The organism is Chryseobacterium sp. P1-3 (assembly GCF_000738495.1).
In the GTDB taxonomy this organism is placed as follows: domain Bacteria; phylum Bacteroidota; class Bacteroidia; order Flavobacteriales; family Weeksellaceae; genus Chryseobacterium; species Chryseobacterium gallinarum.
Genome location: NZ_JPEQ01000003.1, coordinates 110,685 through 133,901, shown reverse-complemented (window position 1 = coordinate 133,901; position 23,217 = coordinate 110,685). Strand labels below are relative to the sequence as shown.

Here is a 23,217-nt window from a genome sequence, read left to right as displayed (position 1 = left end):
GATATGTTATATAAGTTGTTTTATTTTTCAATGGCGATGTCGATGACTTCCTCCATTCTGTTGACATAGTGAACCTTCAGGTTTTTTAAATAATCCTTCTTGATCTCTTCTACATCTTTACGGTTTGCTTCACAAAGGATAACGTCTTTAACGCCGGCTCTGGTGGCAGCGAGGAGCTTTTCCTTAATTCCTCCCACCGGAAGTACTTTCCCTCTCAGGGTAATTTCTCCCGTCATTGCAAGGTGAGGCCTTATTTTTTTATTTTTAAAAGAAGAGACCATTGAGGTAAGCATGGCAATACCTGCTGAAGGTCCGTCTTTCGGGGTTGCTCCTTCCGGAACATGGACGTGGATATTTTTCTTGTCCAGGTCTTCCTGTGGAATTCCGAGCTCATCATGCTTGGCTTTGATGTATTCTAAAGCAATGGTTGCAGATTCTTTCATGACAGTACCAAGGTTTCCCGTCATCGTTAATGTTCCTTTCCCGTTGCTTAAAATGCTCTCAATATACAGAATGTCTCCGCCTACGCTTGTCCAGGCCAGGCCGGTTACTACTCCCGGAACACCTGTGATCTCTGATAAGCTTTTCGGTCTTGGTACTCCAAGAATCTCATCTACTTTTTCAACAGAAATTTTAGGGTCATATTCTTTGACCAAAGCGGTCTGTAAAGCTACCCATCTTGCGATAGCAGCAATTCTCTTTTCCAGTGTTCTGACGCCGCTTTCTGAAGTATGAGCTTCAATAATATGTTTAAGCTCAGCATTTCCAAGCTTAAATGATTTGGTATCCAGACCATTTTCTTCCTGTTGCTTTTTGATCAGGTGTCTTTTGGCAATTTCAATCTTTTCTTCCAGGGTATACCCGGCAATCTGAATGATCTCAGTTCTGTCTAAAAGCGGAGTCTGTATGGTAGATAGCGAATTGGCTGTAGCAATAAACATTACCTTTGACAGGTCGTATCCCATTTCAAGGAAATTGTCATAGAATGACTTATTTTGTTCAGGATCAAGAACTTCTAATAATGCTGAGCTCGGATCTCCATGAAGTCCCTGCCCGATCTTGTCAATCTCGTCAAGGACAATAACCGGATTGGACGTGCCTGATTTCTTGATAGACTGCAAAATACGGCCCGCCATAGCTCCGATGTAGGTCTTTCTGTGACCACGGATTTCGCTTTCGTCGTGAAGGCCTCCTAATGATAACCTTACATATTTTCTTCCTAAAGCATCTGCAACAGATTTTCCTAAAGAGGTTTTTCCTACTCCCGGAGGACCCACCAATAACAGGATGGGAGACTTCATGTTGTTTTTTAATTTTAAAACAGCCATGTGTTCCAGGATTCTCTTTTTAATATCTTCCAGGCCAAAATGGGCTTTATCCAGAACTTTTTCAGCTTTGGCAATATCAAAAACATCTTTAGTATACGTTTCCCATGGAAGATCAGTAAAGAAATCCAAATAATTTCTCTGAACGTTATAATCCGGAGAATTGGGGTTTTGGCGTTGTAGCCTGTTGATTTCCTTTTGGAAATGTTCTTCTACTTCTTTACTCCATTTCTTTGTTTTAGCCTTGGCGATAAGATCTTCCACATCGCTTTCGGGTCCTCCTCCCAGTTCTTCCTGAATCGTTCTGATCTGCTGATTCAAAAAGTATTCTCTCTGTTGTTTATCAAGATCTTTTGACGTTTTCTGGTGGATCTGGTTTCTTAATTCCAGCTTTCTGAAATCCTCATGCATCATTTCATAGCATTTGTTTGCTCTTTCCATAACGCTTTTTTCCTCAAGCAGTCTTTGTTTTTCTACTGATGGGAAATTTGCGTTTGTGCAGATGAAATTCAGAAGGTCATCGTTATTGTTGATGTTTTTGATAGCAAAATTAGCTGCGTTAGGAATATTAGGATCCAGCTCTATAATTTTTAAAGCAAGGTCTTTAATATTTTCTAACAGGGCATCATACTCCTCCTGGTTTTTAGGTCTCGTATCCTTTAGTTTTGATATTTCCGCTCTGAAATAAGGTTTATTTTCAACGATCTTCTTGATCTTGAACCTGTGAAATCCTTTGGTGATTGCAGTAATATTGCCTTCAGGAAGCTTTATAATTTTAATGATCTTTGCCAATGTTCCCGTAAGATAAATATCTTTTTCGGTAGGCTGTTCAAGATCTGAATTTTTCTGGCTTACAATTCCGATAAAATCTCCGTTTTTCTGGGCTTCTTCAAGGAGCTGTATAGATGTTTTTCTCCCGGCTGTAATAGGAATGACTACATTAGGGAACATCACCATATTTCTTACGGGAAGTATCGGGATTATTTTTTGTTCGGAATTTTTATCAGTCTCCGAAAAATCGGAAAGATTGATTTCTTCAGCTACAATATCAAATCCGTCGCTGATCATTTCTTCTAAACTAATATCTTCAAATTCTGTCATAATGGATCGCATGACAAATTGTCATTTTCGTTTTTAATCGTTAAAGAGATTTTTTTATAATACGCTCTGAAAACGTGTGGCATATTATAATATACTAGAATGCACAATACTTATGCCATTCATTTTTTACTAAAAAATATGGTCAAAATTTCCTTATTTCCATAATCTTTCCAATTAAAAAGTAAAATAAAGAACTTCCGCTTCTGTAATTTCTTAAAAATGTGTATTTTCGCAAACTGATAAAAAACTATAATTTATAAAATGGCAATTTTAGGACAGATTAGGAGTAGACCTTGGCTTTTGATGGGAGTAATAGCACTGGCGCTTTTAGCATTCTTGGTGAACCCGGAAAGCATCGACAAGGTTTTTGGTAAAAATCCTGATGTTTTAGGAAAAGTAAACGGTGAAGAAAATCACCCGCGAAGAGTTCAATGATCAGCTTTTCGTGCTGCAGCAGCAGGCTGAACAACAAGGCCGCCCAAAGAATGGTCTTGAAGAGCAGGCATGGCAGTTACTTGTACAATCCAAACTTATCAAGCAGCAGTTTGAGAAATTGGGCTTTGAAATGACTGATGACTATTTCTGGAATCAGATCCAGTACGATCAGATGTTTGCCCAAAATCAACAGTTCTTTGATGAGAAAGGTAATTTTAAAACTCAAGAGCTTAAAAAAGAAATTGAAACATTAAAAAACACTAACCCTCAGGGATATACTCAGTGGTTGAAAACAAGAAAGACTATTGAGTACAGACTGATGGCAAGACAGGTGTTTACCAATATTTCAGCAGGTATCACTACAGGGAAAAAAGAAGCTGAAGAATTGATGAAGCAGAGAGATCAGCTTGCTGACATCGATTTTGTAAAAGTGGATTATGCTGCCTATCTTCAGAAAACTAAAATCAACGTTAGTACAGAAGATCTTGCAAATTACATCAAGCAACATCCTGTAATGTTCAAAGCGGAGCCAAGCCGGAATATCGGAATTGTATATTTCCCTTCCAAGCCAAGTGCAGCTGATGATGCCGCGGCAATGAAAGAAATTACAAAATTATATTCAGGAGGTACCGATGCAAGCGGTGGTACGGAGAATTTCCAGAATACGAAAAACGACTCTATGTTTGTTATGGCGAATTCAGATACCCCGTTTAATCCTCAGTATGTGACACCTAAGCAATTGCCTGCAACCATACAGGGTCAGATCACTACTGCTGCGGTAGGACAGGTTTTCGGACCTTATAAAGAACAAAACTTCTATGTTCTTTCTAAACTTGTAGGTAAAAAGACTTCAGATTCTACTTTATCCAGACACATCCTTATTGCTTTCAAGGGAAGTCCTGCAGGAGAAGGAGTGTCAAGAACGAAAGAACAGGCTAAAAAATTAGCGGATTCTATCGGGGCAATCGTAAAAGCAACACCTGCCAAATTTACAGAATTCCTTAAGTTATCCAATGATCCGAATTCTGCCGCACAAGGGGGGAGCTTAGGATGGACAACTCCGGAAACTCCTTTTGTACCTGAATTCCTAACTTATCTTGCAAATAATCCTAAGGGAGCTACAGGAGTAGTGGAAACCCAGTTTGGATACCATATCATCAATATTGAAGATAAAAAGACAGGTTCAATGGGATATAAGGTTGCTAACCTTACCAAAGAAATTAAGCCTTCGGACGCTACAGAAGCAGAAACTGATAAGAAAGCAAGAAAATTCATTCAGCAGGTTCAAGGGAAATCTTTCAACGATTTCGTGAACATTGCTAAGAAAGGTAACTACCAATTCTCTAATCCTAAAACGGCGAAGAGATTTGACGGTCAGCTTCAGGGATTAGGAACAGATAAAGATGCTGAAATCCTTGCCTGGGCTTTTGATAAGAAGAGATCTAAAGGAGATACGGAATTCTTTACCGTAGACGGAACAGGAGATAAAATTGTAGTGTATCTGAACGGAAAACAAGAAGCCGGTCTTGCTGATCCTGAATCAGTAAGAGATCAGATTGAAGTTATTGTGAAGAATAAATTAGCCGCAAAACAAATTTCAGATAAGATTGCAGCAGCTAAAGCTTCAAACTTAGACCAGATTGCTAAATTATTCGCCACTTCAAAACAGACGGCTCAGGTGAATCTACTGAACCCTTCAGTAGCCGGATCTATGGAGCCTAAAGTTGCAGGAGCTGCATTTGGAGTAGCAAAAGGAAAACTATCCAACCCGGTTGAAGGCGGAACAGGAGTTTATGTTCTGATCAAAAAATCAGAAACGGTAAACAAACAACCTGGTGATCTTAAACAGTTTACGGAATCTATTACCCAGAGAAATGCAGGAATGTTCGGGCAGGCCTGGATGAAGAGTCTTCAGGACAATGCTGACATCAAAGATTATAGAATTGAAATCTGGAATAAGCTGGGAAATCAACAATAGTAAGAAATTAATTTTTACAGATATAAAGCGACAAATTTTTTTGTCGCTTTTTTTTTGTATTTAACGCAGAATAATAAAGGAAAAGATTTATTTAAAATGTATTATATTTGCTTATTAGAAAAAAATTAGCAAGTGAAGTTCAGTAAAGAATTAAAAGCTGGTGTGATTGCACTTCTGGCTGTCGTAGGCTTTGTGGTGTTGTTTCAATTTATGAAAGGGAAAAGCCTTTTTACTACCGATAATATATTTTACGCAAAATACGATAATGTAGAAGGTCTGGCACAGTCTTCCGCAGTATCTATTAATGGTCTGAAAGTAGGGCAGGTGGATAAAATTATTCCTAAAACCTCTAAAGACGGTAAGATCAGTTTTGTGGTAAAAGTTACGGTTGATAACAAATTTGAATTTTCCAAAAACTCTACTCTGGAAATCTTTGAACCGGGATTAATGTCCGGTAAGGAAATGAGAGTAAATCTTGTCTATGGCGGAGCTACTGCAAAAGATGGAGATACATTACAGGGAGCTTTCAAACTGGGAACCCTGGGAAGCCTTTCATCACAGGTAGGTCCTGTAAAAGATCAGCTCCAGGTAGTGCTGCACAGAGTAGACTCTTTGATGGCCAATGCCAATCAGATCGTGGATGCACAGAATAGGGCTGAAATCAAAGCTTTATTGTCAAACCTTAACAAAACGGTAGGAGCATTACAAACTACTGCAGCCAGTGTAAACAACCTGGTAGGGCATAATGATCCTAAACTTCAGAAAGTATTGGATGATGCAAGTCTTACAATGCAGAGCGGAAAGGTAACCCTGGATAAATATGGTAATCTTGCTCAAAGTATTGATACCAAACAGTTGAATGCTGCTATCGCGAACCTGGATGCCACAGTAGGAAGGCTGAACCAGGTAATTGGCGGAATAGATAAAGGAGAAGGAAGCTTAGGTAAACTGATGAAGGATGAACAACTTTATAATAACCTGAATTCTGCTTCTTCCAATTTGAATTCACTGATTGAAGATATGAAAGCGCACCCTAAGAGATATATCAATTTCTCTGTTTTTGGTAAGAATAATAAAGACTAATATGCCCTATGGAGTACATCGATAACATTATTTTCCTGATTTTATTAGTAGCCGGATTTGGTTTATTTGCCAAAAGCCTCCAAAAGATATACAGAAATATCAGGCTGGGCCATGAAATCAACAGAAATGACAGAAAATCCGAACGCTGGAGTACCATGGCGAGAGTGGCGATGGGACAAAGCAAAATGGTAAAAACGTCCTGTTGCCGGAATACTTCACGTTTTTGTGTACGTAGGTTTTATCATTATTAACATAGAGCTTGTTGAAATCATTGTAGACGGAATTTTCGGAACTCACCGTTTTCTGGCCTCTGTTTTTGGGAACAGCTTCTACAGCTTCTTTACGGCAACATTAGAAATCCTGGCACTTCTTGTAGTCATCGGGGTTGTTATATTTTTCATCAGAAGAAACTTTTACGGGGTTAAAAGATTAACCATGAAAGAGCTGTTCGGATGGCCGAAACATGATGCAAACTGGATTCTTATTATAGAATTTGCCCTAATGATGGCGTTTTTTAAAATGAATGCCGCAGACTGGGTTTTACAACAAAGAAACGTATTACCGGAGCTTGGAAGCTTTCCTATCAGCTCCACTGTTTTAGGACCTTTGTTCAGTAATTTCAGTGACGGGTTTTTACACTTTACCGAAAAAGGAGCCTGGTGGTTCCATTTTGTAGGAATCCTTTTCTTCATGAATTATCTTTATTATTCCAAACACCTTCATATTATCCTTGCTTTCCCAAGCACATGGTACGCCAATCTTGATAAAAAAGGCAAATTCAATAATCTTGATTCTGTGACCAAGGAAATTAAATTGATGATGGATCCCAATGCAGACCCTTATGCAGCTCCGGCAGAAGGAGAAGGTGATGCTGCTCCCTCTAAATTTGGAGCGGAAGATGTATTTGATCTGAACCAGGTACAATTACTGAATGCCTATTCCTGTACAGAATGTGGACGATGTACCTCCGTATGCCCTGCCAATATTACAGGTAAGAAGCTTTCTCCGAGATTGATTCTGATGAAAACCAGAGACAGGCTTGAAGAAGTGGGCAGAAATATTGATAAAAATGGGAAATTTGTTGATGACGGCAAAAAACTGTTAAACGATTATATTACAAAAGAAGAACTTTGGGCTTGTACTACGTGTAATGCCTGTACGGAAGCCTGCCCTGTGCTGCTTGATCCACTCTCTATCATTTTTGAGATGAGAAGATTCCTGGTAATGGAACAGTCTGCTGCTCCGCAGGAACTGAATCTGATGATGACGAATGTGGAAAACAATGCCGCTCCTTGGCAATATAATCAAGCAGACCGTTTGAACTGGGCAAATGATTAATACATGTACCAATGTAACAATTTCAAATTGGTACATTGATATATTGCTAGATTGTTACATTATTTAATTTTGAAGAAATGGATTTCAATATAAAAACAATGGCAGAATATGCTGCCGAAGGAAAATCTCCGGAAGTCTTATTCTGGGTTGGATGTGCCGGAAGTTTTGATGACCGTGCGAAAAAAAATTACAAAGGCATTTTGCAAAATATTAAATAAAATAGGGGTTGAATTTGCGGTCCTGGGACAGGAAGAAAGCTGTACCGGAGATCCTGCAAAAAGAGCCGGAAATGAATTTGTTTTCCAGATGATGGCGCTTACGAACATTGAAGTTCTAAATGCCTATGAGGTAAAGAAAATTGTAACGGCATGTCCGCACTGTTTCAATACCCTTAAAAATGAATACCCAAGCCTGGGAGGGCATTTCGATGTAGTGCACCATACCCAGTTCCTTAAATCATTAATGGAAGAAGGAAGGCTGAAGATTGAAGGCGGAGCTTTCAAAGGAAAGAAAATTACCTTTCATGATCCATGTTATTTGGGACGTGGTAATGATGAATATGAAGCACCAAGGGTTTTACTTGAAAAACTGGATGCTGAGCTTGTTGAAATGAAGCGTTGCAGGACAAATGGTCTTTGCTGCGGAGCAGGAGGTGCACAGATGTTCAAAGAACCCGAAAAAGGAAATAAAGATATCAATATCGAAAGAACTGAAGAAGCTTTATCTGTTGAACCTAAAGTGATTGCTACAGGCTGTCCTTTCTGCAATACCATGATGACGGATGGCGTGAAGCACTTTAACAAAAATACTGAGGTTGCCGTAAAAGATATTGTTGAACTTCTTGCTGAAGCAGAAGACTTGTAATATTTTTGTTCTATGAAGGTAAAATGGAGGATGTCCTTCCTGTTTATAATCGCCGTACTTGCTTTTCTTACGTATTGGAATTATAACAACAGGGTCTATGATTGGGATATGCCGGGATATCTGGGGAGCGTATATACATGGGAATTCCCTGATTCACCCGATAAAGTGCGGGAAATTACATATTCAACCATAAAAGAAGAGGCCCCTTCAGATCATTATACAGACCTTATCGGAACAAAACCCTGGGATATTCCGAGGCAGTATTTTGCTCAGAATACTCAGTCTTTTACAGAACAACTGCCTTACTTTCAAATAAAAATAGGCTATATTCTTGTCATTGCACTTTTTTTTTAAGCTGGGACTTACACCACCCATGTCGGTATTGGGTGTAAGCCTTATCTCCTATTTTTTTTCAGGATTACTGATCTTTTATATCTTAAAAATCCTGTTTCCCGAAAAATATGGACTTGCGGTCCTGCTGACAATAGCATCGATGCTGTTACCTCCAATGACTTATATGGCCAGGGTTTCCACTCCGGATATGTTCATTTTCCAGTTTATCCTCATCTTTGTGATAGGTTTACTAAAAAACTGGAGTAAATGGACAATATTTTTACTCCTTTTAGGGATTACTTTTATACGGCCTGACTATGCCACCTTTACACTGTCTTACCTTGGAGCTGTATTCCTATTAAATTATTTTAATGAAAAGACTATTGATTTTTCACTAGTCATACAAGGTGTTGTCATTCTGTTGATGTATGTATTTATCATGAAATTTTATCATTATCCGGGCTGGACAGATCTTTTTTATGATTCATTTATAGACAGGAGGCCTATCATTTCCACACAGCCGGTGAATTTAACCCTATACGCTTATTTACAGGTTATATACATCAAAATTATTTATTTTAAAAAAGTAACCCTTTCTGTTGCCATCATGATAACAGTAATTTTCTGGAAATCAAAAGACGTCTGGGTAAGACTTATTTCGGTTCTGTTTCTGGTAAATGTATACATTAAATTCTTTTTCTTCCCACAGTCGGCGGCATTACGTTTTTTTCTTTCCGTTTATTTTTCCGCTTTTCATCATGATGTTGTATGTGTTAAGTCAAAAATACAATAATCTTAAACTCACGAAAATTACGTAATTTTGTTCTTTGAACTGAAAGGGCACGAAAACACACTATTAAAATTCTGAATGATCAAATAGATGAAGATAGTTGACTATCATGGCCTTATAAAATATTTGTTTTATGAAAATCGAAGAATCTAATATAGTAGAAACCAATGATTACCGGGTTATTATATATCCGGCATCAAGACCTTTTGAAACAAAAGAGGCAAAAGCGATTACTGAGAAATTATTTGACTTCCTGGCTACGTGGGCTGCGCACGGAAAACCACTTTCTTCTTCTTTCAAAATTGAAAAAAATCAATTTATAGTGGTATGCGTGGATGAAGAAAAAGAGATGGCCTCAGGGTGTAGTATCGACGCCTTAGGGAAAGTGATGAGGGAAATTGACGAAGAATATCAATTAGGACTTTTTGACAGGATGAAAGCCAGCTTTGTGGAGAACGGAGAAGTGAAAACACTGAAACTGATGGACTTTAAAAGCAAACTTAGAAATGGAGAGCTTTCAGAAGATATCCAGGTGTTTGATTTTTCAAAAAATACCTATCTGGACTTTTTAAGCCACTTTCTTCTTCCATTAGAGAAGAGCTGGGCAGCATCAATAAAATAAGTAAACTCCGTCAGGGATTGCTATACATCATAAAGTGGAACGTGTTTTCCACTTTTTTGTTTTAATGTATCTTTGTAGGAACCTCAGAAAAAATTAATGCCTAAAATACTTTTCTTAACCACTTCTCACAGCTATGATGACGACAGGATCTTCTATCATCAGGCGAAGACCCTCAGAGCTCAGGGGTTCGAAGTTAAGATTTGCAGCTTATATGCAGATTATAAGGGGGTTATTGAAGGGATTGAAGTGGAAGCCTATTCTGTTTTGAGTGAAAGCATAGAAACAAAAATGGAGACGTTCCGGAAGGTATGCTATTTATTTGAACCTGATACTATTATCTGCTCCGAACCTTTAGCAGTAGTAGCGGTAAAAAGGTATGTAAAAGAAAGGAAAGTAAGCTGTATCTATGACGTTACCGAATGGTATCCTGCAATGTCGATGTTAGAAGTGTATCCCTATCCGTCTAAACTATTCCATGCCGTAAAATTCTTCCTGATCCAGCTGTATGCAGGATTTTTAAGTACTCATTTTATTTTTGGCGAAACCACAAAAAAGTTTCCTTTAGCCTATTTGTTTTGGTTTAAAAAACAGATGATATTGCCTTATTATCCGGACCCTGGTTATATTAAGGAAAGTATAAAAACATTACAGCCTGATACCCTCACACTTTGCTATACGGGCATGATTTCTGAAGATAAAGGGATCGGAAATTTTTTCAAAGCAGTAGATAATGTCCGGAAGAAACTTCCCGGGCTTAATCTTACAATCTTACTGGTAGGAGCCACACGGAAAGAAAGTGATGAATTGTATTTCTCCAAATTACTTTCACAATATGCTTTTGAGGGCATTGAAATAGTAAAACCGGTTCCCTTTGAACATTTTACAGAAACGTTTGCCAAAGCAGATATTTGTTTTGATCTCCGGGAATTTAATTTTGAAAATCACCATTCACTTCCTATAAAGCTGTTTTATTTTATGGGAGCGGGGAAACCGGTTATTTATTCCAATTTAAAAGGCATCCGGGAACATATGGGAAGCCTCACCTTCGGGCATCTTGTAGATCCGGGAAATGCTGGACAAATCTCTGATATTATCATCAGTTATATTGAAAATCCGGAATTATATGATATACATGCATCCAATGCAAGAAAAGAGTTTATGAACAGATACAATTGGAAAATGATAAGTGATTCCTTTGTTGATTTTGTAAAAAGGTCCATAGATAAAAACTGATCCCATGCAGCTGTCTGTCATTAAAACTTTTATCTCCCGTTTTCTGATTCTTATCCTGAGTTTCGGACTGGTGATTTATTCTACCAATATGTGGGGCAGTGAAGGAAAGGGTACTATTTCTATCGTGATTGCCAACGTGGCGGCAGTAAGTTTTTTTAGCAGTATATTTTCCGGGAGCAGTACTTCTTATTTTGCTTCAAGGTTTAAAATAGAGCAGGTTTTATTATACGCTTATGTATGGTCTCTGCTGATCGGTATTTTGATCCCTTTTTTATTCAGTTTTGCCTCCATTCAAAGTGAATATCTTATCTATCTTATCGGGATTTCGGTTTTTTCGTCCTTATTATCTACCAATATTAATCTGTTCATCGGGACTCAGAACATTAAAAGGTTTAATGTTTATACGGTTCTGCAGCAGCTGGTACACCTTATATTCATCGGTATTCTTGTTTATGTTTTTAACCAAAAGGATGTTTCTGTTTATTTTATGGCGCAGATTGGATGTCTTGCCCTATTATTTTTTACCAGTTTCTTTCAGATTATCAGGAAATGTAAAATTTCAGCAATATCATTTTCAGGGGTAGTAGCCAGGGATATGTTTGAGTATGGCTGGAAAACTCAGCTGAGCGCTTTTATCCAGTTCCTTAATTACAGGCTTTCCTTTTATTTCCTGGAATATTTTGATGGTATTTCGAGCGTGGGAATTTTTTTCTATCGGGGTTACCTTCTCGGAGGCCATATGGACTATTACACGCAGTATAGCTGTCGTTCTGTATTCTGATGTTGTCAATAGTAAAAGCAGAGAAGAATCTGTGCTGAAAACAAAATCTTCGCTTAAATTAACCTTTCTCTTAATGCTGGTGTTTATAGCAGGAATTATTATGATTCCTTCACAGGTTTATGAGTTGATCTTTGGAAAAGAATTCAGGGATACAAAACTTATTATGCTTTTTTTATCACCCGGGATTTTTGCCATTGCCGTAAGTGATATGGTGGGATATTATTTTTCTGGGATTAAAGAACTGAAGATATTGAATATCAAATCCATTGCAGGGCTGCTGGCGACTATTGGCTTGTCGTGGGTAGCGATTCCTGAATGGGGAATTTGGGGAGCCTGCTTTGCCACAACGATTTCCTATCTGATTTCAGCAGCATTTCTATTCCGGAAGTTTTATCGTTCAGTTGAATTTCAATGGAAAGACTATATGATCACAAAAGAAGAAATTAGGATTTTACAAGAAAAATTCCTTCGGAAATAACTCCTTAAGGTCCTTATGAACCAAGTCATTTCCTTATTTTTACAAACCTATTAATTCTTACTATGTGCGGAATCAGCGGATATTATTCATTTCATAAAAGTATTTCCTCTAAAAATATTGTGGAAATGAATCAGGCGATCAGACATCGTGGTCCGGATGATGAAGGATTCTGGCTATATGAGAAAGATAAAAAAAAAGAGTCAATCTTTTTCAGGAGATGATTCTACAGAACCGGTAAAAGTGCAGTTTCCGCTTTTAAAAGATGAATATTCAGAGATTGCATTAGGGTTTCGCAGGCTTTCTATCATAGATCTTTCTGAAAGAGGGCATCAGCCTATGCTTTCTGAGGATGAACAGGTTATCATCACTTTCAATGGAGAAATTTACAATTTTAAAAAAATAAAGCGGGAGCTTGAAAAACTGGGCCACTTGTTCAGGAGTTCTTCTGATACTGAAGTTATCCTGAAATCGTATCAGGAATGGGGAAACTCAATGTTCGCCAGGCTGGATGGAATGTTTGCCATTTGTATTGCAGATATTGCCCGGCAGAAAATTATTCTGGGAAGAGACAGGGTAGGAATGAAACCTCTATTCTATCACCGAAGCGGGCAGGGGCTGGTCTGGGCTTCAGAAATAAAAGGTTTGTTAAAGAATGAATTGGTAAAGGCTGAAATTAACTGGAATGGAGTGTATACCAATTTCCTTTTTCAGACCACTTTGGCTCCGGAGACCTGTTTTAACAATATTTTTTCCCTGGAACCGGCTTCGTTAATGATTGTAGACCTAACAAACCAGACTATAACCAATGAAAAGTTCTGGAATCTGTCTCTAAAAACGGATGAAAAGATTATTGAGGCTGAGGCAGTTAAAGGAATAGATGAATTATTATCTGAAAGCATCTCAGAGCAGCTATATGCTGATGTTCCGGTTGCTGTTATGATGAGTGGAGGAATAGATTCCACCTTGATTGCTTCCAAATCAAAACCGTTTAACGGTAATATAAATACCTATACTGTTTCTTATGCTTTTTCTGAAGAAGAAGTGGCGAATGCTTCTCTGGCAGCAGCTTATTTTGGAGTTTCCCATAATATCTTCCACGTAAATGATGAAGAAGTTTTAGAAGAACTTAAAGAGAATATACAACATTTTGAAGAACCTTACAGCAGCCTTGAAGTTTTGATTAATGCTGCAAAATATGCTCATGAGAAAGGATTTAAGGTAGTTCTCAGTGGCAACGGTGCCGATGAACTTTTTGCAGGCTATTCCCACACAATGAAGCTTAAAAAGTGGCTTTTCATGAGGAACTTTAACGCAATAAGGCATTTGATTTTTACCAATGATTCATTCTCTGCAAGGGTGAAAAATTATTTTTCCCAGGATAATATGTTTGATTTTTTCCGTCAAAGCCAGGTAAGTATGACACCCGGTGAGGTAAAGCGTATTATCAGTGATGATATCTTTCAAAAAATAAATACTGACCTTTCAGGATATCACCTTTCGGATTCCAAGGATTATAAAGGATATTTTGAATATGATATGAAATATTCCCTGTCTTCTCACCATGTTTTCCGGGATGATCTGAGCGCGATGAAATATGGAGTGGAATTTCGTTATCCTTATCTGAGTAATGATTTAATAGACTACGTCGCTTCTTTACCCGAAACCTTTAGGTTCAATGGAGTTCAGAACAAGCCCTTACTCCGGAAAGTGGCTGAAAAATATCTTCCTTCCGGAATTTTAAAGATGTCCAAAAGAGGATTTTCTTTTCCGCTCAATTATTTTATTAAAAATGAAAAAAAGATGCAGGCCTTCATTACTGAAGCCTTGGAAAGTTTAAAAAAACGGGAATTTTTCAAGCCGGAAGTAGTAGATGAATGGTGGAATCATCTCGAAAATGAATATGATTGGGTAAAAGTATGGCAACTGGTTACTTTTGAGCTATGGTATCAGAAATATTTTGAAAAATAAAGAAGGCGCCTAAAGATTAATATTTTATCTTTGCTGTGAATGAAAAATATTGTTTTTGGAATACTGATATTAGGATGTGCACTTTTAAGCTGTAAAAGTGACGATGAATCTTTGCAAAGAATTGATCAGATCCTGAATATCTATATGAAAAGTAATACTAATCCGGATCTGTTGAACAGTAAAAAAGCAGGATCATACAGTGGATTTTCTGTAAATGATATGTTTGGAAACAGAGATGTTTCCCCGGTGAATGTTCCCCTTAGAATGACTTCGGATTCCCTGTTTTATATGGAATATATTGCCGGAGCCAAAAGAAGAAGGTTAGACTCTGTAAGTCCTGCCAGCCCGGGAACAGGAACATCTTTTCATTCCAAAATGACATTGGCACTTAGAACTACTGTAAATAATGTGACGGATACAATTGTTGATACTCTGGAAATTCAATATCGTATGAGTCCTACCTTATTTCAGGTCTCGAAGGTTCTTTATAACAGCAAGGAAGTATTTTCAAAAAGTGCTGATGCTCCCAATTCGATCAATACCGTAATTATCGAAAAATAATTTTTTTAAATTTGTACAATCGTTAGTGTATATAAAAAACTAACTTTCTAATATTTAACATCTCAATAAAATGTTACAAGTCAATTTTTTACGCGACAATAAGGAACGCGTTTTTAGAAGGTCTTAAAAAAAGACAATTCAAGAATCTTGAGTTGGTAGACGAGGCTATCGCTGCTGACGAAGAAAGAAAAAGAATCCAGTTTGAATTAGATTCCCAGCTTTCCGAGATCAATAAAATTTCCAAGGAAATCGGACTTTTAATGAAAGAAGGAAAGAAAGAAGAGGCGGAATCTGCAAAATCTAAAACAGCACAGTACAAAGAGTCGAGTTCAGAATTGAAATCCCAGCTGGAAGTACAGGAAAAGGCCTTACTGGAAATTCTGTACCAGATCCCGAATATTCCTAACGAATTGGTAAAAAGCGGTGCATCTGCTGATGACAATGAAATTATTTTCCAGTCACACCCGGTAGAAGGACTTGGTGAAGGTGCCATTCCGCATTGGGAACTGGCAAAGAAGTATAACCTTATTGATTTTGAATTAGGAGTAAAAATTGCAGGAGCAGGCTTCCCGGTGTACTTAGGAAAAGGAGCGAGATTACAGAGAGCTTTGGTTCAGTATTTCCTTGATAAAAACGTAGAGAAAGGGTATACAGAAGTGAACCCTCCTCATGTAGTGAATGAAGCCTCTGGTTTTGGAACAGGGCAGTTACCGGATAAAGAAGGACAAATGTACTATATCAACGAAGATAAATTGTACCTGATTCCAACAGCGGAGGTTCCTGTGACGAACCTTTACCGCGATGTGTTGTTGGACGAAAAAGACCTTCCAATTAAAAATACGGCTTTTTCTCAATGTTACAGAAGAGAAGCAGGAAGCTACGGGGCACATGTAAGAGGACTGAACCGTCTTCACCAGTTTGAAAAAGTAGAAATTGTAAGAATTGAAAAACCTGAAAATTCTTATGCTGTTTTGGAAGAAATGGTAGAGCATATCAAAGAGATCCTTACAGATCTTGAACTTCCATTCAGAGTATTAAGACTTTGTGGTGGAGATACAGGCTTTGCATCTGCAATGACGTATGACTTTGAGGTATGGAGTGCAGCACAGGAAATGTGGCTGGAAGTAAGTTCTGTTTCTAACTTTGAAACATTCCAGGCAAACAGATTAAAGTGCCGTTACAAAGCAGACGGTAAGTCTCAGTTGGTTCATACCCTAAACGGATCCGCAATGGCTTTACCAAGAATTATGGCAGCTTTGCTTGAGAATAATCAGACTGCGGAAGGTATTAAGCTTCCTAAGAAAGTTGCAGAATATGCAAGATTTGATTTAATTAACTAAATCTGATCTAAAAAATAAAAAGAGGTTGTACACGTGTTCAACCTCTTTTTTTATGAAATAAGAATAAGTTACTTTTTTATTCAGTCACGATAGTAATTTCTTTATCAGGATTCTCAAATACTGCTTCTTTATCATATAAAGCTTTCAGATCATATTCTATTTTTACCGAATAATCATCTATCTGACTTAGCCAATTGTGCACGTAACAGATTTGATTTTGTTTTCAAATTTCAGAGTTTCAATCTTTTTAAAAAACATGGTCATCATTCCTTCCATCTTTTCTGCCTCTTCTTTTGAGCTTTTCGTACGAAGTGCTTCTTCCAGATTTTTAAGGTTGAAATTTTCCGTATTGATCATCAGGGTTTTCCCGTTCCATTTATTAAAGATATTCTGGTCCAGTGGCAGTTTTTCGTTTTTTGTGAAGCTTTTCAGGACCTGATAATCATCGGAAGTGAAATGTTCCAGTTTAAAAGCAAAGCCAACCGCTTTATTGTTTTCCTTTCCGGATTTCATAAAAATCTTCTTTATGATTTTAATGGAATCGGGATTCTGGGTTTTTAGCTCCCTTCTTTTTTTTCCAATTCATATATACTTGTCCAGGCAGTGGAAAGCTTTTCCATTTCTGCAAACTCATACTGTTTTAACGAGTCCGGCGTCATTGCTTTCATTTCTGTCATAAATGCCCTGTTATCAATATCAGTAACCGAAGTAATAGCAGCATCCTTGTGATAGATATCTCAGAGTTGACATTACATGATTAAAGCATCAACATGCTTATCAGAAATAAAACAAAGGTTCTCTTCATGAGAGTATAAGCTCTGATTAATGGCAATTAACCGCTTCGTTATGATCTTTAGAAATAGTCATGGCCTCAGCTTTTGGAGAAACGTAAGGTATTCCCAATTCTAAGCCTCTGAGAATAAATAGCCCTCCTAAAATGATCATAATAACAGGAACTGCTTTTAAAACTTTTATCCTGAAAGCCTGATTCATAAGGTTTCCGGCCAAAACAATGGCAAACATAAATGGAAGGGTTCCCAATCCGAATAAGGCCATATATAAAGCTCCCTGCCATATTCCTCCACCTGCGAGACTGGCCGTAAGGGCCATATAAACCATTCCGCATGGCAGGAATCCGTTAAGAATCCCCGTAGTAAATCGTGAACGGTAATCTGCTTTCTGAAGTAGCCTTCCTAAATTGGACTTCACAGAATATAAAAATCTGGAAAGGAAAGGAATTTTCGAAGCAAAATCTTTTCCGCCAAATGAGAATACAGCCATGACAATCAATAATATACCTGCTGTAATAGTAAGGTATTTCTGAAAACCAGCCATCTCAAAACCCTGGCCTACAATACCCAGAAGGGCACCCAGTAAAGAATAAGTGAAAATCCTTCCGAATTGATAGGTGAGATTCTGAAGATAGAAATTAGCCGCCTGTTTTTTGGTTAGTCCCATCGATAAGGCAATAGGCCCGCACATTCCGATACAATGAAAACCGGAAGCAAAGCCTAAGGCTATTGCCGATATTACAAGTCCTATTTCCATATCAGGTCATAATCCATTCTGTAGTCTGTTTTGTCTTTTGTCCAGTTCAGTCTTAATGTATAATTTCCCATTTTCAATACTTGTGCCGGGATGGTGAAAGACTGGTTGGCGTCAAGCTGTACAGACTTTTTAATATCTAAATTCTGGTCGTCAGTCCTGTTTAAAACAAACTTTACTGTAGTATTTGAGTTATTATAATCTTTTGGAAAAGTAATTGTAATTCCCCTGCTGTCCTGATTGTATACAGGTTTTTCCTGCAGATCGTCCGCCCTTTTTTTGGCATCAATGACATCCTGGTACTTCAGCTCCTCTTCATAATAATTATCTGTTACCATTTCAGAATTCTTCTGCCCGTTCGGGAAAAGAAACATCATGGATAATATAAAAGCGATGAATGCAAACAAAGCAATTACAACACCGTGTCCCCAACTAAAGTTCTTCATTTCTTCCTTATTTTATTTATGGTTTAAAACCTCCGTGATGGTGACCACGGAGATTTCTTTTTTAAAATTAAAATTGTAGTTTGAACGGCCCTTCGAAATAGGTCTGATAAGAATCTATAAGTTTGCCCTTCATATCGTAAACGCCAATCGTGATATTCTGCTTGGAAAGTTTCATTTCATCTTCAGGGAAGCTGATATTGATTGTTCCTTTTGAAATTTTATCTCTGTCTACCTGAATTTTGCTTGAAGCACTATAAGTGATCTCTCCATGAGCAGGATCAATGACTTTGATCGTAACGATTTTTTTATCATTGGTCTTATTAAGGAAGGTATAATTATACGTATTGGTTATCTTACCGTCTCTTACAAAGAATGTGCTTCCGGCAGGCTTGATGAATTTAGCCTCCATTTCACCACGGCTGTAAAGAAGATAGCCCAGGAATCCTACCAGAAGGAGAAGAAACACTGTGAACCCTTTCATTCTTCCTGTAAACTTAAACGGAGTCTGCTTTTCAATTTCGTTTTCAGAAGCATATCGGATCAATCCTTTTGGAAGACCTACTTTGTCCATCACTTCATCACAGGCATCTATGCAGGCTGTACAGTTGATGCATTCCAGCTGTTGCCCGTCCCTGATATCAATTCCGGTAGGACATACCACGACGCACTGGTGACAGTCAATACAGTCTCCTTTACCAGCAGCTTTCCTGTCTTCACCTTTTCTCCATTTTGATCTGTTTTCCCCTCTTTTGAAATCATAGAAAACATTGATTGTATCTTTATCAATCAGGACTCCCTGAAGTCTTCCGTAAGGACAAACTAATGTACATACCTGCTCTCTGAACCATGCAAATACAAAATAAAATGCAGCGGTAAGCAGGATCATCACTATAAAATTGGTAGGATGGGCAAAAGGCCCTTCAGATACGATTCTTAATACCTCTTCATACCCTACGATATACATGAACATGAAGTGAGTAATGATCAGAGAGATAACGATATAAACAGACCATTTCAAACTCCTTTTCCAGATTTTCTCACTGTTCCACTCCTGTCTGTCCAGCTTCATCTGCTTGTTTCGGTCCCCTTCGATCAGATATTCGATTTTACGGAAAATCGATTCCATAAAAAATTGTCTGAGGGCATATCCACCCGCAGAAAATTCTTCCGAATGCAATCGTAAAAAACAATAATAAAGATCAAGGATGCAATAGCACCTAAAGTCAGGATAAAAAAAGTCTTGTGGATAGAAAGGTTGTCCGAAAATAAAAAACTCCCTGTCTATTACGTTGAACATCAGCAATGGGTTACCATTGACTTTGATGAACGGTAATGTAAAATAAATGATTAATAATGCATAGCTTACAAGATTTCTATAGTTGGTGTATTTTCCTTTAGGTTTTCTTGGGAATACCCATTTCCTTTTACCGGATTGGTCCATCGTGCCTATAGAATCCCTGTAAGTTTCAGGGTCCAGAACCTGTCCCTGTCCGCCTCGTACTTCTATTTCTTCTATGTCTGACATGTTGTAATATGTTTTAAAAAAAAGAAAAAACATAATTCGTTACTATTTTTGATCTAATAACAAATTATGTTTTTTTTCATATGTTTCTAATTTTTTTAATTACTCTTTTTCCCAGTGTGCTTCAGTTCCTTGAGGAGCAGCTCCTCCCTGAGCCGGAGTTACTGGTGGAAGTTCCTGGTTGATGTGATATACATAGGCTGCAATCTTTTCAATTTCAGCACCGGAAACTTCTCCGTTTTTACCGAATGCTCTCATCGCAGGGTTGGTAGGGGAACCGTTCCAGTCCATATGGAATACGTTTTTAAATAACGTCTTTTCCGGCTGGTTGATCCAGTAGTTATCAGTAAGGTTTGGTCCGATACCTCCACTACCGTCTTCTTTGTGACAAGATGCACAGTTTGTTTTGAATAATTCTTTACCTTCTGCAATATTATCCGCTGAATATTTTGCTGTTTCAATGGTTACAGGAGGCTGGCTTGCTTCATATATTGCTATGCTTGCCATCTGTTCTTTATATTCTTTCTCATATTCGCTTAGCGGGTGTGCGAAATCTGTGAAAGCGTAAGCTGCGATGTATACAATACAAAAAGCAGTCCCAAAATAGAATAAACCTACCCACCATTTTGGTAATTGGTTATCCAATTCCATGATTCCATCGAAACCATGGTCGATAAGGATATCTTTTTCTTCAGTATCAGATTGCTTTTTGAATGCTGCAGCATACATTCTTTTGAAAAAAGGAATTTTCTTTTCAGCCAGATAAGCCGCTTTTTCTTCAGGAGATAATTTTTTGAATTTATTGTTTTCAATCAAATCTCCAATAGCATTGTGAATATAAGCCAGGATACCAGCGATCACCACAGTTCCCCAGAAGTATGGCGAACCCAGGAACGCATAACTTTGTACGAACAAATAATAAAAAACGATTAAAAGTCCGATTATTATTAAGATGTTTACGACAACAGGTGTTCTTTGTTTCATAAAATAGTCTAATTTTTTAAATTAAAATCGTCATCTTCATCATCCCCAAGAGGTGCTTCTTCTTCCTCTTTGTAATATTTTTTAGGCTTGCTAAAAACATAGATTATCAAAGCAACGAAGAACAGCATAAAGAAAATCAGAGCCAGCGTCTGGTAGAAACCAGCGTTTTCTGTATTGGATAATATATCTTTAAAGTTCTGAGGAATCATATGAACCTTTTAATGTTTTTTAGTTATTACTTGCTGTTTTGATTTCCGTTGTTTTGATATCAGTTCCCAGTCTCTGAAGATAAGAAATAAGTGCTACGATTTCTTTTTTCTCTAATTCTCCCTGAGGTCTCTTAGCATAAGCCTCTTTCAGGTCATTTGCTTCAGAGAAGATATCTTTTACAATTTTTGCCGACTGGTTGTCTGCCCATTTATCTGCAGAATCAATCTGTGCCTTAGTATAAGGTACATCAAATGTATTCTTCATCAGCTTCATTTTGTCTACCATTTTAGACCTGTCTAAGTTATTAGCGATTAACCAAGGGTAGCGAGGCATGATGGAACCTGCAGAAGTAGATCTTGGGTTATACATGTGTTTGTAATGCCAAGAACTTGGATTTTTACCTCCTTCTCTATGCAAATCCGGTCCTGTTCTCTTGGAACCCCATAAGAATGGTCTGTCGTATACGAATTCTCCAGCTTTGGAGTATTGTCCGTTTTTACCGTTGAATCTTACGATCTCATCTCTGAACGGTCTGATCATCTGAGAGTGACATGCGTTACATCCTTCACGGATATAGATATCTCTACCTTCTAACTCAAGCGGAGAATAAGGCTTCACTGCTGAAATGGTAGGTACACTTTTTTTAAGGGACAGCGTAGGAATAATTTCTACCATACTTCCGATTGAGATCGTGAATAATGACAATACTGTTAAAAGCATCGGCATTCTTTCCAGCCAAAGGTGGAATCCTTCTCCTTCCTTACGTTTGTTTCCGATATTTGCCAGCGCAGGTGCTTCAGCAGGAACTTCTTTCTGGAATGATCCTTTTCTTACCGTAGCAATAACGTTAACAATCATCAGGATCGCTCCGGAAATATAGAATAAACCTCCTACGAATCTCATTTTAAAGTAAGGAATAATAGCCGTTACTGTATCCAGCCAGTTTTTCCATAATAAGGTTCCGTCCGGGTTGAACTGTTTCCACATTAATCCTTGTGTGAATCCGGAAATATACATTGGCACTGCATAGAAAATGATTCCTAAAGTACCTAACCAGAAATGCCAGTTAGCTAATTTTACAGACCAAAGTTTTGTTCTCCACATAATTGGTACCAGGTAATAAATAACTCCGAAGGCCATGAAACCATTCCATCCAAGAGCTCCTAAGTGTACGTGACCGATAACCCAGTCTGTAAAGTGACCAATTTTGTTGATGTTTTTAGTTGCCAATAATGGCCCTTCAAATGTTGCCATACCATAACAGGTAACAGCTACCACGAAGAACTTCAGGATAGGATTTTCTCTTACTTTATCCCAGGCTCCTCTTAACGTAAGAAGACCATTTAACATTCCTCCCCAGGATGGTGCGATAAGCATAATAGAGAAACCTGTTCCTACTGCCTGTGCCCATGCCGGAAGAGCGGTATATTGAAGGTGGTGAGGTCCCGCCCAGATATATACGAAGATAAGTGACCAAAAGTGAATAATAGACAGTTTATATGAGAAAACCGGTCTGTCTGCAGCTTTTGGTAAGAAGTAATACATTAAACCCAGAACCGGAGTTGTCAATACGAATGCTACCGCATTGTGACCATACCACCATTGTACGATAGCGTCTTTTGCTCCTGCATATGCAGAATAAGATTTCCAGCCTGAGAAAGATAATGGAACTTCAAGGTTGTTGAAAATATGAAGCATTGCTACTGCCACCCAGGTTCCTAAATAGAACCAAATAGCTACATAAAGGTGTCTTACCCTTCTTTTTGCAATAGTCATGATCATATTCACCCCGAAAATAATCCAAGAAATAGCGATTAATATATCGATTGGCCATTCATGTTCAGCATATTCTTTTGAAGTATTGATTCCCATAAAGAACGTAATGAACGTAGCAACAATCATAAACTGCCAAGTCCAGAAATGAATCCAAGATAATGTATCACTATACATTCTTGTTTTTAATAATCTTTGTGTGGAGTAGTATACCCCAACATATACGATATTACATACAAATGCAAAGATTACGGTATTGGTGTGCAACATTCTGATTCTACCAAAACCAAATGCACCATGAGTGTTTATTAACCCTTGAATATTACCTGATGATAAACTTCTGATGGTTGTATCATCTGTACCGAATAAGAATTCAGGTAATTCAGGGTAGAAAAGCATTAATGCCGCCGTAAGCCCGAACGTAAATCCTATGAAACCAAAGATGATGGTCGCATAGAGGAACGCACGGACAATACTGTTGTCATAACTAAACTTTTGTGTTTCCAT

Annotated in this window: 17 protein-coding genes and 5 pseudogenes; 13 read left to right on the top strand and 9 right to left on the bottom strand. The window is 37.9% G+C overall.

The features are described 5' to 3' along the window. Positions 1-20 precede the first annotated feature (20 nt). Positions 21-2,426: an endopeptidase La gene (gene lon / locus HX13_RS02645; RefSeq protein ID WP_050019798.1), complete on the bottom strand. Its 2,406-nt coding sequence runs from the start codon at positions 2,424-2,426 to the stop codon at positions 21-23. A gap of 261 nt (positions 2,427-2,687) precedes the next feature. Here lon and HX13_RS02640 point away from each other — a divergent pair. From HX13_RS02640 to serS, 13 genes and pseudogenes are all read left to right on the top strand, one after another. Next, positions 2,688-4,839 (top strand): annotated as a pseudogene (locus tag HX13_RS02640) (SurA N-terminal domain-containing protein). A gap of 132 nt (positions 4,840-4,971) precedes the next feature. Beyond that, a complete protein-coding gene (locus HX13_RS02635; RefSeq protein ID WP_050019797.1) occupies positions 4,972-5,922 on the top strand; it encodes an MlaD family protein in 951 nt (316 codons plus the stop codon). Between the two features lie 8 nt (positions 5,923-5,930). Beyond that, a pseudogene (locus HX13_RS02630) lies at positions 5,931-7,260 on the top strand (4Fe-4S dicluster domain-containing protein). A gap of 77 nt (positions 7,261-7,337) precedes the next feature. Next, positions 7,338-8,124, top strand: a pseudogene (locus HX13_RS02625) ((Fe-S)-binding protein). A 12-nt stretch (positions 8,125-8,136) separates the two neighbouring features. Beyond that, positions 8,137-8,478, top strand: coding sequence for a hypothetical protein (locus tag HX13_RS02620; protein WP_050019796.1), 342 nt, complete (start codon positions 8,137-8,139; stop codon positions 8,476-8,478). Further along, positions 8,456-9,250, top strand: coding sequence for a hypothetical protein (locus HX13_RS02615; RefSeq protein WP_238554974.1), 795 nt, complete (start codon positions 8,456-8,458; stop codon positions 9,248-9,250). The genes HX13_RS02620 and HX13_RS02615 overlap by 23 nt, the downstream gene beginning before the upstream one ends. A gap of 130 nt (positions 9,251-9,380) precedes the next feature. Beyond that, complete coding sequence (locus tag HX13_RS02610; RefSeq protein WP_050019794.1) at positions 9,381-9,869, top strand: hypothetical protein; 489 nt, start codon at positions 9,381-9,383, stop codon at positions 9,867-9,869. A 96-nt stretch (positions 9,870-9,965) separates the two neighbouring features. After that, complete coding sequence (locus HX13_RS02605; protein WP_050019793.1) at positions 9,966-11,102, top strand: glycosyltransferase; 1,137 nt, start codon at positions 9,966-9,968, stop codon at positions 11,100-11,102. 4 nt (positions 11,103-11,106) lie between these two features. Beyond that, positions 11,107-11,883, top strand: a complete 777-nt coding sequence (locus tag HX13_RS23215; protein ID WP_238554973.1) for a hypothetical protein — start codon at positions 11,107-11,109, stop codon at positions 11,881-11,883. Then, positions 11,786-12,361 (top strand): lipopolysaccharide biosynthesis protein, encoded by a 576-nt coding sequence (locus tag HX13_RS23210; protein WP_238554980.1) that lies wholly within the window; start codon positions 11,786-11,788, stop codon positions 12,359-12,361. Before HX13_RS23215 ends, HX13_RS23210 begins: the two co-directional genes overlap by 98 nt. Before the next feature lie 177 nt (positions 12,362-12,538). Further along, the gene (asnB, locus tag HX13_RS02595; protein WP_050019792.1) at positions 12,539-14,329 is read left to right on the top strand and encodes an asparagine synthase (glutamine-hydrolyzing); all 1,791 of its coding nucleotides are present in this window, start codon (positions 12,539-12,541) and stop codon (positions 14,327-14,329) included. 39 nt (positions 14,330-14,368) lie between these two features. Then, positions 14,369-14,890, top strand: a complete 522-nt coding sequence (locus tag HX13_RS02590) for a hypothetical protein (protein ID WP_050019791.1) — start codon at positions 14,369-14,371, stop codon at positions 14,888-14,890. Between the two features lie 70 nt (positions 14,891-14,960). Further along, positions 14,961-16,230: pseudogene (gene serS, locus HX13_RS02585) on the top strand (serine--tRNA ligase). 76 nt (positions 16,231-16,306) lie between these two features. On the opposite strand, the gene HX13_RS25280 reads toward serS, so the two are convergent. The 8 genes and pseudogenes from HX13_RS25280 to ccoN all read right to left on the bottom strand — a co-directional run bounded on the left by HX13_RS25280 (position 16,307) and on the right by ccoN (position 23,217). Next, positions 16,307-16,432, bottom strand: a complete 126-nt coding sequence (locus HX13_RS25280; protein WP_262483474.1) for a hypothetical protein — start codon at positions 16,430-16,432, stop codon at positions 16,307-16,309. After that, positions 16,417-16,743 (bottom strand): hypothetical protein, encoded by a 327-nt coding sequence (locus HX13_RS23205; RefSeq protein WP_238554972.1) that lies wholly within the window; start codon positions 16,741-16,743, stop codon positions 16,417-16,419. Before HX13_RS23205 ends, HX13_RS25280 begins: the two co-directional genes overlap by 16 nt. A 309-nt stretch (positions 16,744-17,052) precedes the next feature. Further along, the gene (locus HX13_RS02575) at positions 17,053-17,778 is read right to left on the bottom strand and encodes a sulfite exporter TauE/SafE family protein (RefSeq protein WP_050019790.1); all 726 of its coding nucleotides are present in this window, start codon (positions 17,776-17,778) and stop codon (positions 17,053-17,055) included. Next, positions 17,769-18,221: a FixH family protein gene (locus tag HX13_RS02570; protein WP_050019789.1), complete on the bottom strand. Its 453-nt coding sequence runs from the start codon at positions 18,219-18,221 to the stop codon at positions 17,769-17,771. The genes HX13_RS02575 and HX13_RS02570 overlap by 10 nt, the downstream gene beginning before the upstream one ends. Positions 18,222-18,288: 67 nt before the next feature. Further along, positions 18,289-19,746, bottom strand: a pseudogene (gene ccoG / locus HX13_RS02565) (cytochrome c oxidase accessory protein CcoG). A 99-nt stretch (positions 19,747-19,845) separates the two neighbouring features. After that, positions 19,846-20,727: a cbb3-type cytochrome c oxidase N-terminal domain-containing protein gene (locus HX13_RS02560; protein ID WP_050019788.1), complete on the bottom strand. Its 882-nt coding sequence runs from the start codon at positions 20,725-20,727 to the stop codon at positions 19,846-19,848. Between the two features lie 8 nt (positions 20,728-20,735). Beyond that, the gene (locus HX13_RS02555) at positions 20,736-20,936 is read right to left on the bottom strand and encodes a cbb3-type cytochrome oxidase subunit 3 (RefSeq protein WP_027373015.1); all 201 of its coding nucleotides are present in this window, start codon (positions 20,934-20,936) and stop codon (positions 20,736-20,738) included. 19 nt (positions 20,937-20,955) lie between these two features. Continuing rightward, positions 20,956-23,217 (bottom strand): cytochrome-c oxidase, cbb3-type subunit I, encoded by a 2,262-nt coding sequence (ccoN, locus tag HX13_RS02550; protein ID WP_050019787.1) that lies wholly within the window; start codon positions 23,215-23,217, stop codon positions 20,956-20,958.